The 15,424-nt window shown below is 52.9% G+C and carries 15 protein-coding genes; 9 read left to right on the forward strand and 6 right to left on the reverse strand.

What is annotated here, in order from left to right; all coding sequences use genetic code 11:
- Window positions 1-14 precede the first annotated feature (14 nt).
- Window positions 15-581, reverse strand: a complete 567-nt coding sequence (locus I2D83_RS22125; protein ID WP_181830433.1) for a helix-turn-helix domain-containing protein — start codon at window positions 579-581, stop codon at window positions 15-17.
- Window positions 582-671: 90 nt separating this feature from the next.
- On the opposite strand from I2D83_RS22125, the gene I2D83_RS22130 reads away from it, so the two are divergent.
- The 5 genes from I2D83_RS22130 (at window position 672) to I2D83_RS22150 (ending at window position 5,642) form a co-directional block, all read left to right on the forward strand.
- On the forward strand, window positions 672-1,856 hold the full coding sequence (locus tag I2D83_RS22130; protein WP_205947309.1) for a benzoate/H(+) symporter BenE family transporter: 1,185 nt from the start codon (window positions 672-674) through the stop codon (window positions 1,854-1,856).
- A gap of 261 nt (window positions 1,857-2,117) precedes the next feature.
- The gene (locus I2D83_RS22135) at window positions 2,118-3,113 is read left to right on the forward strand and encodes a VirK/YbjX family protein (RefSeq protein ID WP_181847283.1); all 996 of its coding nucleotides are present in this window, start codon (window positions 2,118-2,120) and stop codon (window positions 3,111-3,113) included.
- 124 nt (window positions 3,114-3,237) lie between these two features.
- Window positions 3,238-4,074 carry an ABC transporter substrate-binding protein gene (locus I2D83_RS22140; protein ID WP_180779450.1) on the forward strand — a complete coding sequence of 279 codons (837 nt, stop codon included), beginning with the start codon at window positions 3,238-3,240 and terminating at the stop codon, window positions 4,072-4,074.
- A gap of 94 nt (window positions 4,075-4,168) precedes the next feature.
- Complete coding sequence (locus I2D83_RS22145) at window positions 4,169-4,912, forward strand: amino acid ABC transporter permease (RefSeq protein WP_015842345.1); 744 nt, start codon at window positions 4,169-4,171, stop codon at window positions 4,910-4,912.
- A 1-nt stretch (window position 4,913) separates the two neighbouring features.
- Window positions 4,914-5,642, forward strand: a complete 729-nt coding sequence (locus tag I2D83_RS22150; protein ID WP_181830437.1) for an amino acid ABC transporter permease — start codon at window positions 4,914-4,916, stop codon at window positions 5,640-5,642.
- 146 nt (window positions 5,643-5,788) lie between these two features.
- On the opposite strand, the gene yieH is transcribed toward I2D83_RS22150, so the two are convergent.
- On the reverse strand, window positions 5,789-6,454 hold the full coding sequence (gene yieH / locus I2D83_RS22155) for a 6-phosphogluconate phosphatase (RefSeq protein ID WP_015842347.1): 666 nt from the start codon (window positions 6,452-6,454) through the stop codon (window positions 5,789-5,791).
- Window positions 6,455-6,808: 354 nt separating this feature from the next.
- Here yieH and I2D83_RS22160 point away from each other — a divergent pair, with 354 nt between their 5' ends.
- Window positions 6,809-8,146 (forward strand): NCS2 family permease, encoded by a 1,338-nt coding sequence (locus tag I2D83_RS22160; RefSeq protein ID WP_015842348.1) that lies wholly within the window; start codon window positions 6,809-6,811, stop codon window positions 8,144-8,146.
- A gap of 56 nt (window positions 8,147-8,202) precedes the next feature.
- Here the strand turns inward: I2D83_RS22160 and I2D83_RS22165 are convergent, their stop codons facing one another.
- The 3 genes from I2D83_RS22165 to aegA form a co-directional block, all read right to left on the reverse strand.
- Window positions 8,203-8,946, reverse strand: a complete 744-nt coding sequence (locus I2D83_RS22165) for a 4'-phosphopantetheinyl transferase family protein (RefSeq protein ID WP_015842349.1) — start codon at window positions 8,944-8,946, stop codon at window positions 8,203-8,205.
- Window positions 8,947-9,135: 189 nt separating this feature from the next.
- Window positions 9,136-9,657 carry a 4Fe-4S dicluster domain-containing protein gene (locus I2D83_RS22170; RefSeq protein ID WP_015842350.1) on the reverse strand — a complete coding sequence of 174 codons (522 nt, stop codon included), beginning with the start codon at window positions 9,655-9,657 and terminating at the stop codon, window positions 9,136-9,138.
- The gene (aegA, locus tag I2D83_RS22175; protein ID WP_205947310.1) at window positions 9,654-11,678 is read right to left on the reverse strand and encodes a formate-dependent uric acid utilization protein AegA; all 2,025 of its coding nucleotides are present in this window, start codon (window positions 11,676-11,678) and stop codon (window positions 9,654-9,656) included. Before aegA ends, I2D83_RS22170 begins: the two co-directional genes overlap by 4 nt.
- Window positions 11,679-12,105: 427 nt before the next feature.
- Between aegA and I2D83_RS22180 the strand changes: the two genes are divergently transcribed.
- From I2D83_RS22180 to I2D83_RS22190, 3 genes are read left to right on the forward strand one after another with little or no spacing between them, the layout of a single operon-like run.
- Window positions 12,106-12,777 (forward strand): CsgG/HfaB family protein, encoded by a 672-nt coding sequence (locus I2D83_RS22180; protein ID WP_039363695.1) that lies wholly within the window; start codon window positions 12,106-12,108, stop codon window positions 12,775-12,777.
- Window positions 12,778-12,795: 18 nt separating this feature from the next.
- Window positions 12,796-13,155: a DUF4810 domain-containing protein gene (locus tag I2D83_RS22185; RefSeq protein WP_015842353.1), complete on the forward strand. Its 360-nt coding sequence runs from the start codon at window positions 12,796-12,798 to the stop codon at window positions 13,153-13,155.
- Window positions 13,152-13,811 carry a DUF799 domain-containing protein gene (locus I2D83_RS22190; protein ID WP_015842354.1) on the forward strand — a complete coding sequence of 220 codons (660 nt, stop codon included), beginning with the start codon at window positions 13,152-13,154 and terminating at the stop codon, window positions 13,809-13,811. Before I2D83_RS22185 ends, I2D83_RS22190 begins: the two co-directional genes overlap by 4 nt.
- A gap of 90 nt (window positions 13,812-13,901) precedes the next feature.
- Here the strand turns inward: I2D83_RS22190 and I2D83_RS22195 are convergent, their stop codons facing one another.
- Window positions 13,902-15,404 carry an MFS transporter gene (locus I2D83_RS22195; RefSeq protein WP_205947311.1) on the reverse strand — a complete coding sequence of 501 codons (1,503 nt, stop codon included), beginning with the start codon at window positions 15,402-15,404 and terminating at the stop codon, window positions 13,902-13,904.
- Between the last annotated feature and the right edge of the window lie 20 nt (window positions 15,405-15,424).

The raw sequence follows: 15,424 nt of genomic DNA on the forward strand, positions 1-15,424 counted from the left end.
TTTTTTACCACGATTTAATTTTTATCAGGATAGTGAATCAGATCGTGGAAGCGCACTGTGGTATCGGCAGGGTTGTGGTAGCGGTGTTCTCTGTCGGCGGCAAAACGCAGAGCATCCCCCGCGGATAATAACTGCGTCTGCCCATCAACGGTCATTTCCAGTTGGCCCTCCAGCACAATAATATGCTCGATCACCCCGCTTTCATGCGCCGATGAGGTGCTACTGGCACCCGCTGCCAGCTCAATAACAAACATATCAAAACGCAGTTTTTTATCGAAGGGGAAGATCGGCACAACGTGCATACCAGCTTCGCGTTCCCTGAATGCTGAACTTGCTACCGAACGATACGCCACGTCTTCTTCGGCGAGCGTCGGTTGAATGAAGGTGGAAAACGCCACATTCAGTCCCGTTGCAATTTTCCACAGGGTGGCGACCGTTGGGCTGGATTCGCCACGCTCGATCTGACCCAGCATCGCTTTGCTCACGCCGGTTTCTTCTGACGCGCGTGTGAGGCTCCAGCCTTTCTCCTGTCTCAACGTTTTCAAGGTATTGCCAATACGGTGGGTTAGCTCATCAGACATCAATGCGACTCCTGCTTGTGCGTTATAACGCACGCTGCTATGTTAACGCTTTCTGTGCGTTATAGCGCACGATAAGAGTGAAGGTATATCATGCCAGTGTCATTTGCGCTAAAAGATGTCACTTTTTCGGCCTTTATCGCCGGTTTTGTTGCGGTGCTGGTGGGCTACACCAGTTCGGCCGCCATCATTTTTCAGGCGGCGGAAGCCGCGGGTGCCAGTACGGCGCAAATCGGCGGCTGGTTAAGCGTGCTGGGGATTGCGCAAGGGGTGGCGTCCATTAGCCTGTCGCTCTATTACCGCGCGCCGATACTGGCTGCCTGGTCAACGCCGGGAGCGGCGCTGCTGGTTACCAGTCTGCCGGGTACATCGCTCAATGAAGCGATTGGCGTGTTCCTGTTTGCTTCCGCGCTTATCTTTATCTGCGGGATCACCGGTCTTTTTGCCCGCCTGATGAATGTGATTCCACAGGCCATTTCTGCCGCGATGCTGGCGGGGATTTTGCTGCGCTTTGGTGCGGATGCCTTTCTTTCCCTGCAACAGGATTTCTGGCTGGCTTTCACGATGTGCGCGATCTATTTGCTCAGTCGTCGGCTGATCCCTCGCTTTGCCATTGTGTTAACGCTGTTCGCTGGCCTGTTGCTGGCTTTATGGCGTGGGCAAATTGCGGTTTCTGATTCGCCGCTGGTGTTTGCCGTACCGGAGTTTATTACGCCGCATTTTTCGTGGGCATCGCTGTTGGGCGTCGGTATTCCATTTTTCATTGTCACCATGGCGTCGCAGAACGCACCGGGCGTTGCCACGCTAAAAGCCGCTGGCTATCAGGTTCCCGTGTCGCCGCTGATTGCCATTACAGCATTAATCGCGCTGGTATTGACGCCGTTCGGTGGCTTTTCCGTTTGTATCGCCGCGATTACCGCCGCGATCTGTATGGGGTCGGATGTGCATCCCGATCCGAAAAAACGCTATCTTGCCGCCGTCGCCGCTGGTGGATTTTATCTGCTGGCGGGTGTTTTCGGTGGGTCTATCGGGCAGCTTTTCACGGCGCTGCCGCAGCCGCTGATTCACGCTATCGCCGGTTTGGCGCTGCTTAGCACCATTTCGGGTAGTTTGTATCGCGCTTTACTGGATGAACAACAGCGTGATGCGGCGGTGGTCACCTTCCTGATTACTGCTTCAGGATTAACGCTGTGGGGAATTGGCGCGGCGTTTTGGGGGCTGATTGGGGGGATGATGACCTGGCTGGTGCTGTCTGGGGGAAAAGCGGCGTTACGCTGAGTGCACCAGGAAAACAGGCTAGCACCTAATACAGGTCACTTAAGCCCGTTGTTAGGGAAACACAGGGGGAGGTTCCCGCAGGAAGGCCTCACCCCTGTGGTCGCCCGTGTATCTCGATGCTTAAACGATCGCCATTAGGCGAGCGCTTATCTTAAATTAATCCTCAACGAATTAGAGAACGCTGCTTTTTAGGCGTCGCGATTTTAGTTTCATTGATGAATGTCCCGCTACGATTTCGTCATCTTAATCATGGTGACATTCATGGACATTACTTCTACACAATCACTTGGAAATACGAAGACTCAGTTTCGGGCCGCATTTTCCCTGTTGCTGGCATTGGCAACGGGTAAACACAAGCCGGATCGGCGCTGGGAGAGTCTCCAATGGCGTATAAAATATACCGCCCGAGTGATGCTTCACCCGCTGCTGACCATGAAATGGCTCAGTTTTATCGTCGATTATCCCGTACAGGATATTTTTCGACGTGACGGCAATGAGCTTTATAGTAAGCTCCAGCGCCCCTACCTGATGGCGTCGCTACCGACACATCAAACTTGTACGGCCTTAATGGATCATTACCGCTTTATTCAAACGTTGCCGTTACATCGCCAGCGCTTGTTATATAGCCAGAACGGGGGCGGTAACGTGCTGGCCAGTTTTCAGGGAAAAAGCGGTGAAAATTACACGCTTCGCCTGATGACTAACGATCAAATGTGTAAGGAAGGCGAGCTCTCCCTACAGCTTGAGAACAGCGAGCACGTGCTGGCACAGATGACGTTCTCCATCCTGCGCATTGAAGGGGAAATGGGCCTGTTTATCGGTGGGATTCAGGGGCCGGATGCACAAACGCCGCATCAGGTTATTCAGGGCGCGACGCGAGATTGCCACAGTCTGTTTCCCAAACGTATTCTTCTGGAAGGCCTGCTTAACCTGGCTCGAGGCCTTAATCTGGCGCACGTTATTGCGGTCAGTAACGAAACGCATATCTATAAACACTGGCGCTATCGCAGTAAGAAACGCGATGTTTTTCTGGCCGACTACAATGCGTTCCTCTTCGCCCACGGCGGTCAACTGCGACCTGATGGCAACATTGCGCTACCGCTATCTCTGCCGAGAAAGTCTGAACAGGACATTCCCAGCCGCAAGCGGGCAGAATACCGCCGACGCTATGCGCTCTTTGATGAGGTAGCCTGCCAGATTAATGACGTACTCGCCGGTAATTTGCTGCTTTCCATCAATCTATCTAACCGTACCTGAATCAGGATAATCTGCCAGAATACCGAAGTAACATAAGGTTATATTATAGCTATTTATGTTATTTCCCGCGTTTTCACCCTGCTGATAGCCTGCTGTTAATACAGCGATAATTAAGGGGCAGGGAATGAAAAAGCAGATTTTGACAGTGACTTTATTAGCTGGGTTGGCTTCCGTTTCTGGTGCTGCACAGGCAGATAAATTAGATGACATTCAGAAGGCGGGCGTGGTGAAAATCGCTGTCTTCGACAGCAACCCGCCGTTTGGCTATGTCGATCCACAGAGTAAAAAACTGGTGGGCTACGACGTGGATATCGCCGAGGCGATTGGTAAGGCGCTGGGCGTGAAGGTTGAACTGCGCGCGACGAACCCGGCTAACCGCATTCCGTTGTTAAGCTCGCAGAAAGTCGATCTGATTGCCGCGAACTTCACCATTACGGATGAACGAGCCAAGCAGGTTAACTTTAGTATCCCTTACTTCGCGACCGGACAAAAATTCATCGCCCGTAAAGGCGTGCTGAAAACGCCGGAAGACATCAAAACGCTGCGTATCGGCGCGGATAAAGGCACCGTGCAGGAAATTACCCTGCGTGAACATTACCCGACAGCCAAAGTGATTTCCTACGACGATACGCCGCTGGCCTTCGCTGCGCTGCGTAACGGTAACGTTCAGGCCATCACGCAGGACGATGCCAAGCTAGTCGGCTTACTGGCTAATGTGCCAGATGCCCAGAAAGCGGAGTTTGAAATCTCTCCGTTCAGCATCACTAAAGAGTATCAGGGCGTCGGGATTCCGAAGGGCGAAGAGCGCCTGACAGCGAAGATTAACGACACGCTGATTAACCTGGAAAAACAGGGCGAAGCGAAGACGATCTACGATCGCTGGTTTGGGCCAAGCACGAAATCGGCTCAGCCGCGCGGCGACTTCACCTTTGCCCCGTTGGATCAGCAACCTAAATCCTGATAGCTGACATCTTCAGTGCTATGATCTTAGCCCTCTGCATGCAGAGGGCATTTCTATTTGTACCTCGTAATAATGACAAAGAGAGATAAAACGCATGGATACGGCGCTGCAATCGCTTGAGTCGTGGCTGTTGGCTCCTCAATACCTCATCTGGCTGTGGCACGGTTTCCTGATTACGCTGGGTATTTCCCTCAGTACGATCGCCTTGTCCACTGTACTGGGCTTTCTGTTGGCAGCCGCCAGAGACAGCCAGGTTCGGGTGCTGAGCAGCGTCGTTGTCGCTTACAGCTCGCTATTCCGTAATACGCCGCTGCTGGTGCAGCTGTTTTTCTGGTATTTCGGTGCCGGTCAGCTTTTTCCCTCAGAGATGATGCAATGGCTGAACACTCCGCATGTTATTTCGCTGTTGGGCATGACGTTAGCGTGGCCCTCTTTTGAGTTTCTGGCGGGCTTGGCTGGGCTGACGCTCTACTCCAGCGCGTTTATTGCTGAGGAAATTCGCGCCGGTATTCGCGGTGTGGCGCGTGGACAGAAGTATGCGGCGCATGCTCTGGGGTTAACCGGTTGGCAATCCATGCGCTATGTGGTGCTGCCGCAGGCGCTAAAAATCGCCCTGCCGCCGCTGCTTGGGCAATACATGAATATCGTTAAGAACTCGTCGTTGACGATGGCGATTGGCGTCGCTGAATTGTCCTACGCGTCGCGTCAGGTGGAGACGGAAACCTTACGCACCTTTCAGGCGTTTGGCGTGGCGACGGTGTTGTACATCGTGATTATTGCCGTGATGGAAGGCTGGGGCATGTGGCGTCAGCAGCGTAGTTTGGCGGAGAGACACTGAGATGGATTTTACCGTTATCACCGATAACCTCGGCTATTTGATGTGGGGCACGTTTCCGGAGGGCCCGCTGGGCGGCGCGGCGCTGACGTTGCTGATGAGCCTGCTGGCGGGCATTGCGTCTGCCGTTTTGGGGACGATATTGGGCGTGGCGCTGGCGATGTCGCGAGGCGTATGGAGCGCGCTGTTGGCGATGGTGCTGGGGTTCTTCCGGGCGATTCCCGTCATCATGCTGATTTTCTGGACCTACTTCCTGCTGCCGATCGTTTTTGGCGTCGATATCCCTGAAATTACTACGGTGGTGTGTGCGCTGGCGCTGATCGCCTCGGCGTATTTGGCGCATGGCGTGAAGGCGGGCATTGTCGCGATTGGACGCGGCCAGTGGCAGGCTGGGCTCTCGCTGGGATTAAGCCGCTGGCAGGTACTGTGGCAGATTGTCCTACCGCAGGCGCTGAGGATGATGGTGCCCTCCTTCATAAACCAGTGGATTTCCCTGATTAAAGACACCTCGCTGGCCTACATTGTCGGCGTCGGCGAGCTGACGTTTCTCGCTACCCAGGTCAATAATCGCAGCATGGTTTATCCGATGGAAGTTTTCCTGTTTGTCGCGCTAGTCTACTTCGTGTTTTGCCTGTCGCTTGAACTGCTGGCTAACCGGGTTAACGCCCGTTTTAACCAGCAGGAAAAACAGCCGAAGCGCCGTCTGCTGTGGTGGCGGAATAAACCAGCCTGAGACGAATACGGGTCACTGAAGCCCGTTATTAGGGGAAACACAGGGGGAGGTTCCCGTAAGGAGGCCTCACCCCTGTGGTCGCCCCGAGTATCTCGATGCTGAAACGATCGGTATTAAGCCTGAGTCTGGTCGCCTGAGTGGTACTGCTACATCGTGATATTCCAGCCTTTCTCACGCCAGATTTGCGGCAGTTCGCGCATATCGTCAAACATCGTGACCAGTGGATGATGAATCGGCTGGTTGTGGGGATCGGCACAGTAATAGAACACCGGAATACCCGCCGCGATGCCAGCCTGTACGCCAGCGGCGGAGTCTTCAACCAGAATGCAGTGCTCGATGGGAAGCTGTAGCTGCTCGGCAGCGTGATACAGCACTGCTGGATCGGGCTTCCACTTTTTCAGATCGTAGCCGCTGTAGAGATGGTCGCCAAACAGATCAAGCATCTGTGTCAGGCCGAGCGAATGCTGCATCTTACTGACCGGGCCGTTAGAAACTACGGCCATCGGAACGGTGATGGACTGCACTAGCTCACGTGCGCCCTCGATAGGTTGCAGAGATTCATCAAAAAGACGTTTCACCTCTTGCCGGAAATGACGCTCCGCATCTTCTACCGATACGGTTAAACCGTGCTGCTGGCTGATGCGGGCAATAATCTCGTACAGCTTCACGCCCTTGTAGGTTTTTATCACCTCCTCCAGCGATAAGTTCACCCCATACGGGATGAAGATATTCACATAAGCCTGGCAACACAGCACTTCGCTATCAACCAGCGTGCCATCACAGTCGAAGAAGACGCATTCAATACGGGGCATGACCAATCCTTATCGATGAAGTATTTAAGTATAGCTTTAGGGGAAACACGGTGATGAGGTTCCCGTTGGGACACCTCGCACCGTGGTCACCTCGGTATCTCGGTTCTTAAACGGTCAGAATGAGAAGACGTTCCTTACTTTAACCAATTGACCCAATATTGCGACCTATAAAGCCATTTTCACGGCAATCTTGCGGAAAATTAAGGGGTTTCAATCGAAGGTATTTTGTACAATAGCCATGATATTAATAGGTTCTTCTTATTCGATGAAAAAAAACGTGGGATCAACGTAAAAACGTAGCGTTTTGTTATAGGATACCCGACGACAGTTATTCCCTTCTTTGGATTGGTACTAATGAATAAATCACAACCCGGTCTTGCTACCGAGCAGGGCCTGCTGGAGCGCGTGTTTAAACTTAAACAACACGGCACGACAGCACGTACGGAAACGATTGCCGGTTTCACGACGTTTTTGACGATGGTCTACATCGTTTTTGTTAACCCGCAAATCCTGGGTGCGGCGGGGATGGATACCAAAGCGGTCTTTGTGACCACCTGCCTGATCGCAGCATTTGGTAGTATTTTGATGGGATTGCTGGCTAACCTGCCTGTGGCGCTGGCTCCGGCAATGGGGCTGAATGCGTTTTTCGCGTTTGTTGTCGTGGGTGCGATGGGGCTGCCATGGCAGGTTGCGATGGGTGCTATTTTCTGGGGCGCAATCGGTTTCCTGTTGCTGACCATCTTCCAGATTCGCTACTGGATGATCGCCAATATTCCGCTCAGTCTGCGTTTGGGGATCGCCAGCGGTATCGGCCTGTTCATTGCCATGATGGGCTTGAAAAATGCCGGTATTATCGTACCTAACCCAGAAACACTGGTGACGATTGGCAATCTGACCTCGCACAGCGTGCTGCTGGGCGCTCTGGGCTTTTTCATTATTGTAGCGCTGGCTTCACGTAATATTCACGCCGCGGTACTGATCTCGATCGTGGTAACCACCTCGATTGGCCTGCTGCTGGGTGATGTTAAATTTGCTGGCGTGTTCTCTATGCCACCGAGCGTAACGTCGGTGGTTGGTCAGGTTGATCTGGCTGGGGCGCTGAACCTCGGAATGTCCGGTATTATTTTCTCTTTCATGCTGGTTAACCTGTTTGACTCCTCTGGTACGCTGATTGGCGTAACGGATAAAGCCGGTCTGGTCGATGCGCGCGGTAAGTTTCCGCGTATGAAGCAGGCGCTGTATGTTGACAGCGTTAGCTCTGTGGCCGGTTCGTTTATCGGGACCTCCTCCGTTACGGCGTATATTGAAAGCTCTTCTGGCGTGTCCGTTGGTGGACGCACCGGCCTGACCGCGGTGGTGGTGGGTCTGCTGTTCCTACTGGTGATCTTCCTGTCACCGCTGGCGGGGATGGTGCCTGCCTATGCGGCCGCTGGCGCGCTGATTTACGTGGGTGTACTGATGACATCCAGCCTGGCGCGTGTGAAGTGGGATGACCTGACGGAAGCCGTTCCAGCCTTTATTACCGCGGTGATGATGCCGTTCAGCTTCTCGATTACCGAAGGGATCGCACTGGGTTTCATTTCTTACTGTGTGATGAAGTTGGCGACGGGACGCTGGCGTGAAATCAGCCCATGTGTGGTTGTGGTTGCGCTGCTGTTCCTGCTGAAAATCGTGTTTATCGACGCGCATTAATCCGTTCGTGGCTCCGGGGGTTTTCCCGGAGCCTCAGCCTGTGATGAAGCGGCTGGCTACAGTGAGGCGGTAGAGATGGCTTTTTCTATCGTATGACTGGTTAATTTCATATAGCGCAAAGACTGGCGCTGCTGCTGTAGAATTTCTCCCGATTTTCTCATGCCCGATGTCGATGTATATTTCCACATGATCAATCGGTTAAGTGTAGGGATATGGGCGCAGGCCCAGGCAAGATAATCATCAACATCGCTCATCACTTCTACGGCGGGGGTGCAGGTTGAACGCAGTCTGCCAGAGGCGGGGTGGAGTTTCAGGTTATTGGGAGGATGGCTGTTTACGCCAGGGATTTTCATCAATGACTGGCGAATGGTGCAGAGTTGCGTTGCTGCTTCCAGCGGATCGCGCTGAGCGTCGATCCACGCTTGTTCGGCCTGCGTCTGCGCCTGCATCTGTGGAACAGCCTGATTTGTTGGCCTGACATGAACGATTTCGATATCCATACCCACGCTCCCTTCTTCACTCAGGAGAATAGCGATGGTATTGCCTGCATAGCCGATGCTGAAATTGGGCATGTTGGGATCGGCAAAATAAGGGCGTCCTTCAGGGGACTCCAGTAGTGTGGGTAACAGTGGATAGCCGAAAAAATAGAACATCATCTCAGCCAGCAGCACGCGACTTTTCAGATAACGCTCGCGGCGTTTGGCTGAAAAACCCTGTGTTGATGAGATGAGCCTATCAGGCAGTCTTTGTAAGTCAGGAAGCGCTTCCGTGCTTGTCCACCTGACAAAATGGCAGGTCATTGTTCACTCCGTGATCGTGATAAAAGATGGGAACCTATCAGGCATTACCAATGCATATTATCAGACTAATATGTGATCTAAAGAAAAATCGATGGATAAATCGGCGATAATTATTAATTAGACACAACGAATTTCCTGCATCGTGTGTTTTGTGGCGCTCCCTCCCTGTCCACCACCTTCCCGTTTGTTTTAATGGCTCGGCCACCCCAGTGCGGAACGCCGCTGTTTTTCCAGCGTCTGCTTGCGTAACTCATCCGCCGTCACTAATCGCAGCGCCGATGTCGGACACACGCTGACGCAGGAGGGACTCTGGGCGACATCCGCGCACAAATCACATTTGTGAACCTCGCTTTGCGTGAGGTGCGTTTCCCCTTCGTCATTCGACGCTTTTGTCACCACATTAATGGCGCCGAAAGGACAGGCGACCACACAGCTTTTGCAGCCGATACAGCGGGACTGAATCACCTGAATACTGTCCCGATCGCGCACCAGCGCGTCATTTGGACACACGCTGGCGCAGGGCGCATTTTCACACTGTCGGCACAGAACGGGTACGCTGACGCTGGCGCTTTTAACGACTTTTAGGCGCGGAAAGAAGTGAGAAGGCCGCAGCTGTGCGCTTTGGCCTCCGCTATGGGCGACCGCACAGGCGATTTCACAGGTCCGGCAGCCGATACACTTTTCTGCTTCGGCAATAACAAATTGATTCATGAGCGAACCTCCTCGCGAGTTGCGTTCGTTTCGGGACGCTGCGGGTGTGCGGGAATGGCGCCCGTGACGGCGGTCAGCCCCATTGTCGCAATCATACTCAGTGCGGCTTTGCGCCCGTCGGCAATGGCGGTCACCACCAGATCGGCACCGCGTACGGCATCACCGCCAGCAAAAATACGTGGATGGTTGGTCTGGCAAGGTATCTGATTATTAAGGGGTGCCGTGATGTAGCCCCAGTTATCCAGACCGATCTCGGCCTCTTCCAGCCACGGCATGCTGTGCGACTGGAAGCCAAATGCGGTTATCACGGCTTCCGCAGGTTGCACGAATTCTGAACCGGGAATAGGGCGCGGACGGCGACGGCCGCTGGCGTCTGGTTCGCCCAGTTCAGTGCGAACCAGACTAATCCCGCACACTTCGCCCTGTTCATTGAGGCAGATTTTTTGTGGCTGGACGTTAAACATGAACTCCACGCCTTCTTCACGGGAATTTTTTACCTCTTTTTTCGAGCCGGGCATATTCGCTTCATCGCGACGGTACGCGCAGGTGACGGATACCGCACCTTGTCGAACGGACGTACGCAGGCAGTCCATCGCGGTATCTCCACCGCCGAGCACCACGACGCGCTTGCCCGCCATCGAGATATAAGGCTCGTCGTCTAATTCAGGCAGCCCCATGACGTGCTTGGTATTGGCAATCAGGAAAGGGAGCGCATCGAAGACGCCGGGAGCCTCTTCATTATCAATGTTAGCCTTCATGGAGCGGTAGGTGCCTACGCCGAGGAAAACGGTGTTATAGTCATCCAGAAGCTGAGCCAGAGAAATATCTTTCCCCACTTCGGTATTCAGCCGGAATTCGATTCCCATCGCGCTGAATACTTCACGGCGATGAATCAGCACCTCTTTATCCAGTTTGAACGACGGGATCCCGAATGTGAGCAGCCCACCAATTTCCGGGTGGCGGTCGAACACGACAGCCTGCACGCCGTTACGCGCCAGCACATCGGCGCAGGCTAACCCCGCTGGGCCAGCACCGACGATCGCCGCGCGTTTGCCGCTGGGAACGACACGCGTCATATCGGGCGACCAGCCCATTGCCATTGCGGTATCGGTAATGTAGCGCTCTACGTTGCCGATGGTGATGGCGCCGTACTCTTTACCCAGTGTACAGGCCCCTTCGCATAGCCGATCCTGCGGGCATACCCGGCCGCAGATTTCTGGCAGGCTGCTGGTTTGATGTGAGAGTTCGACGGCTTCAAGAATCCGCCCCTGTTTCGCGAGACTTAGTAGTTCGGGAATATTGTTATGCAGCGGACAGGTCCACTCGCAGATCGCACGTTTACCGCAGGAAAGGCAGCGGTCAGCCTGATCTTCCGTCTGCTGAACGGAGAAGCCGTGATAGATTTCATCAAACGTGGAGGTTCTCTGGGTCAGCGGCTTTTGCTCAGCATCCCGGCGCGGCCAGTTTTTTCTTTTACTGAGTGGATTGGTCGTCAGCGCTTTCAGCACGGGCGTTTCACGCTGCCAGTGGGAGGCTGAACGCAGCGCCATCGTCTGCTGTTTTTCCTGACGGCGGGCCGCTAACGTTTGTTCGCTGACCAACTGCAAGGCGTGTGTTGGGCAGGCGGCGACACAGGCTTGCCCTTCTGGACGATCGGCGCAGAGATCGCACTTATGGGCGATGGTGCTATTGTCCACGGGGTTTGTCACCATGGACATCGCACCGAACGGGCAAGCCAGCACACAGCTTTTACAGCCAATGCACTTTTCCTGAACGAGCTGAATGCTATTGTCTTTTCTGATCAAGGCCCGCGTTGGGCACACGCTGGCGCAGGGGGCATCTTCACAATGGCGACATGTTACGGCAGCCCGCAACGTTGGCGTATTGAATGCCTTGATTCTGGGCTGAAACACCGTGGTGCTATCTGGATACTGCTCATCGTTGTGTGAAATGACACAGGCGATTTCACATGCATGGCACCCCATACAGTCTTGAGTACTGGCAATAACAAACCGGTTCATTACCTTCTCCCACCCTGGATCCCTCGATCATTGCCTTTATCCTAATAGCTGGATAACACCCTGACCTTGATATAGAGCAGGTAAAAAGTCGGTTAATGTTAAATATCGCAGAGGTTATTAATGAAATTATTGAATCGTTTCAGTAAGTTGTGATGTTATGCAAAAGTAATGTCATGGTTGCATATAACCTTGTTTTTTATCTGGTTTACAGTGGTTTACCCTAGGTGAAAATTCTGATTTTCATGATTTTTGTTAATTTTTTCATGAAATAACTCGTTACTTTTCCTTACGCCCCTCATAATGTCGAGCGCTATTTAAACGCAGCAAAACAGTGTTGCAGCTAAATAACGTTTTTACGGCATTTTCATTATGAATCAATAACAGGGCTTTGCTCAGGGTTAATGGATTGTCACTAAGGGATAGTGTTATGAATAAAAAAGTCGTTCTTTGTTCTGTATTCATGTCAGCAGCGTTATTGAGCGGATGTGCTACAGAGTCTTCCCGTACCGTAGAAGCACAAAAAGTTACTTCTTACAGTACGCCTTATCAGGGCGTTCGCAGCCCGATTTCCGTCGGAAAATTTGAAAACCGCTCTAACTACATGAACGGTATTTTTTCTGATGGTGTTGACCGCTTAGGTAATCAATCCAAGACCATTCTTGTTAGCCATCTTCAGCAGAGTGGCCGCTTTAACGTGTTGGATCGCACCAATATGGAAGAGCTGAAAGCAGAAGCGGGCATTAAAGGGCAAACGCAGACGCTGAAAGGCGCTAGCTATGTTGTTACCGGTGATGTGACCGAGTTTGGTCGCAAAGAGGTGGGTGACCATCAACTGTGGGGCATCCTTGGTCGCGGCAAAACACAGGTTGCTTACGCAAAAACCACGTTGAATGTGGTGAACGTACAAACATCTGAAGTCGTGTATTCCGTACAAGGTGCCGGTGAGTACACCTTGTCCAACCGTGAAATTATCGGTTTCGGCGGTACGGCCAGCTATGACTCTACGCTGAACGGTAAAGTGCTGGATTTGGCTATTCGTGAAGCCGTCAATAATCTGGTTGCGGGAATTGAAAGTGGTGCCTGGCGCCCAGCGAACTAATGGAATAGGAATATAACCATGTTATCTCATAAGAAAATTGTCCTGCTGCTTGCAGCGACAGTACTGGCTGGCTGTGCGTCCCAGCCAAAAACCATTTACAGCTGGGAAAAATATCAGCCGGCTCTTTACGATTACTATCAACAAGATAAAGTTGGCCCTGAGCAGCAGATTCTTGCTTTGAATGAATCGATCGAAAAAGCGAAAGCCGCAAATAAACCTGTCCCACCGGGACTCTATGCTCAACTTGGGTTGCTGTATGCCAACACTGGCCGTGATAGCGAAGCTCGCCAACAGTTTGAAACTGAAAAAGCGAAATTCCCTGAATCAGCACCTTTTATGGACTTTCTGTTGAGTAAAAATAAAGGGAGCATTAAATGAATCGTTTCTTAGGATTATGTGGTCTGGTTTTTGCGCTGGTGCTGACCGGTTGTGCTAAACCCGTGCCTTATGACTACACGGCATTTAAGCAGAGTAAACCTAAGTCTATTCTGGTATTGCCGCCGGTTAACCATTCGCCGGATGTGAAAGCGAGCTATAGCCTGCTTTCACAAGTTACCTATCCGCTGGCGGAATCCGGTTATTACGTCTTGCCTGTCGCTGTCGTAGACGAAACGTTCAAACAGAATGGTCTGTCGACTGCGGCGGATATTCATGCGCTGAGTACGGCGAAGCTGCACCAAATCTTTGGTGCTGATGCTGCACTGTATTTGGACGTAAAAGAATATGGCACGTCATACATCGTGATTAGCAGCGAAACCCGCGTTTCTGCGGATGCACGTCTGGTTGATCTGCGTACCGGAAAACTGCTGTGGAGCGGAAGTGCAACGGCGTCCAGCAACGAGCAGCAATCAAATTCTAACGGCGGCATCATCGGTGCTCTGGTGCAGGCTGCGGTGAGCCAGATTGCGGACACGATCTCCGACAAAGGCCATGATGTTGCTGGCGTGACCAGCTCACGCTTGCTCGCGGCGGGTCATCCACGTGGGATGCTGTACGGGCCTCGTTCACTGCAATACGGTAAAGAAACGTACTGATCTGCCAGATAGTACGTCGCTAAATCATCAACGCCGTTCATTACTGAACGGCGTTTTTTATTACCTTAATCAATCCGGTCGTCGGTGATGCTACGCGTCAGCTGCCTGATTACGATGTTGTTTATGATTGCGCGTTGTCCAGACGAAGGCGGACGTTAACAGCAGGATCAGCGTTGCCGCTGCCAGTACGATGGAAAACCCGGAGTCAAAGGCGGAATGTGCCTGTGCGGTCAGAAGTTGCTGCATATTTTCCGGTAAGGATTCGGCAAAAATTAATGCCTCATCCAGGCTGTCATACGCGGTGTCCGGTGCGGTAAACCCAGCAGGCAGCATAAACGTCGCAGAATAAGCGAAAGACAGCAAACTGCCCATCAGCGTCACGCCCGTCGCGCCCCCTAATTCATAGGACACCTCTTCGATTGAGGCCGCCATCCCTGCTTTTGATGCTGGAGCAACCTGCATAATGGTGCTCGATGCGGCCGTCATGGTCGAACCTACGCCAGCCCCAATCACCATCAGGCTGATGACTTGTACGATGATGGGGGCATTGTGGAGCAGCAGATAGCTTCCCATACCAAGCCCGGAAACCAGCAGCCCTGCGGATAACATTGTCCCGCTATTTACGTGTGGCAGCATTCTTCCGGTTAACGGGCCTGAGATAAAGGACGCCAATGACAGAGGCAAAATAAACAGCCCGGCCTGTAGCGGAGACAGCCCGACCACAAGCTGTAGCCGCTGGGTGAAAGCCAGTTCCATTCCGATTAATGCGGCCGCCGCTACGATAGCCGCGGCTACGGCTGCGCTGAAAGGTCGCAGACGGAAGAGAGAGAAATCGACCAGGGGGTGCTGGCTGTTACGCTGACGCCGCACAAACAGGGTAATAAACGCCACGCCGATCAGCAGCGCGATTAGCGCATCTTCATAAGACGGAATCCGCTTGCCCAGCTCTTTTATGGCATAGGTTACACCAATCAAACCCACCATAATTAATAGAGAACCGATGAAATCCCAGCGGTGTGAAGTATTACCCGGCCGGTGTGGAATGACGGTGATTCCCATGATGAGCGCAAGCAGAACGACCGGTACGTTGATGAGGAAAACCGAGCCCCACCAGAAGTATTCAAGCAGTATCCCGCCCATGACGGGGCCAAACGCGGCACCGCCGGATGCCACCGCAGCCCAGATACCAATCGCCAGTGCGCGTTCCCGTTCATCAGAAAAGGTCAGTCGAATAATCGAGAGCGTGGCGGGCATCATCATCGCCGCACCAACCGCCAGCAGAGCGCGTGCGGCGATGAGCATGTGGGGAGTGGGCGAATAGGCGGCGAACAATGACGCCGCGCCGAAGACCAGCAATCCGGAAATAAATAGAGGTTTATGACCCAGCTTATCGCCCAGCGTACCCATTCCCAGCAGCAAGCCGGAGGCAACCAACGCGTAGATATTAACGATCCACAGCTTGTCCGATGCGGTGGCGTGCAGGTCGTGAGTCAGTGTCGGGAGTGCGGTGTACAGCACCGTCATGTCGATAACAATCAGGAACAGCGCACTGGAAACAATGGCCAGGATCAGCCACTTCTTTGGTGATTGCATAGCAAGTTCTCTACCGTCGA

The organism is Pectobacterium aroidearum, assembly GCF_015689195.1.
Lineage (GTDB): Bacteria > Pseudomonadota > Gammaproteobacteria > Enterobacterales > Enterobacteriaceae > Pectobacterium > Pectobacterium aroidearum.

Excerpts from the sequence above, each read along its gene's own strand:
- I2D83_RS22125 (WP_181830433.1), bottom strand. The coding sequence starts at position 581 with ATGTCTGATGAGCTAACCCACCGTATTGGCAATACCTTGAAAACGTTG.
- I2D83_RS22130 (WP_205947309.1), top strand. The coding sequence starts at position 672 with ATGCCAGTGTCATTTGCGCTAAAAGATGTCACTTTTTCGGCCTTTATC.
- I2D83_RS22135 (WP_181847283.1), top strand. The coding sequence starts at position 2,118 with ATGGACATTACTTCTACACAATCACTTGGAAATACGAAGACTCAGTTT.
- I2D83_RS22140 (WP_180779450.1), top strand. The coding sequence starts at position 3,238 with ATGAAAAAGCAGATTTTGACAGTGACTTTATTAGCTGGGTTGGCTTCC.
- I2D83_RS22145 (WP_015842345.1), top strand. The coding sequence starts at position 4,169 with ATGGATACGGCGCTGCAATCGCTTGAGTCGTGGCTGTTGGCTCCTCAA.
- I2D83_RS22150 (WP_181830437.1), top strand. The coding sequence starts at position 4,914 with ATGGATTTTACCGTTATCACCGATAACCTCGGCTATTTGATGTGGGGC.
- yieH (WP_015842347.1), bottom strand. The coding sequence starts at position 6,454 with ATGCCCCGTATTGAATGCGTCTTCTTCGACTGTGATGGCACGCTGGTT.
- I2D83_RS22160 (WP_015842348.1), top strand. The coding sequence starts at position 6,809 with ATGAATAAATCACAACCCGGTCTTGCTACCGAGCAGGGCCTGCTGGAG.
- I2D83_RS22165 (WP_015842349.1), bottom strand. The coding sequence starts at position 8,946 with ATGACCTGCCATTTTGTCAGGTGGACAAGCACGGAAGCGCTTCCTGAC.
- I2D83_RS22170 (WP_015842350.1), bottom strand. The coding sequence starts at position 9,657 with ATGAATCAATTTGTTATTGCCGAAGCAGAAAAGTGTATCGGCTGCCGG.
- aegA (WP_205947310.1), bottom strand. The coding sequence starts at position 11,678 with ATGAACCGGTTTGTTATTGCCAGTACTCAAGACTGTATGGGGTGCCAT.
- I2D83_RS22180 (WP_039363695.1), top strand. The coding sequence starts at position 12,106 with ATGAATAAAAAAGTCGTTCTTTGTTCTGTATTCATGTCAGCAGCGTTA.
- I2D83_RS22185 (WP_015842353.1), top strand. The coding sequence starts at position 12,796 with ATGTTATCTCATAAGAAAATTGTCCTGCTGCTTGCAGCGACAGTACTG.
- I2D83_RS22190 (WP_015842354.1), top strand. The coding sequence starts at position 13,152 with ATGAATCGTTTCTTAGGATTATGTGGTCTGGTTTTTGCGCTGGTGCTG.
- I2D83_RS22195 (WP_205947311.1), bottom strand. The coding sequence starts at position 15,404 with ATGCAATCACCAAAGAAGTGGCTGATCCTGGCCATTGTTTCCAGTGCG.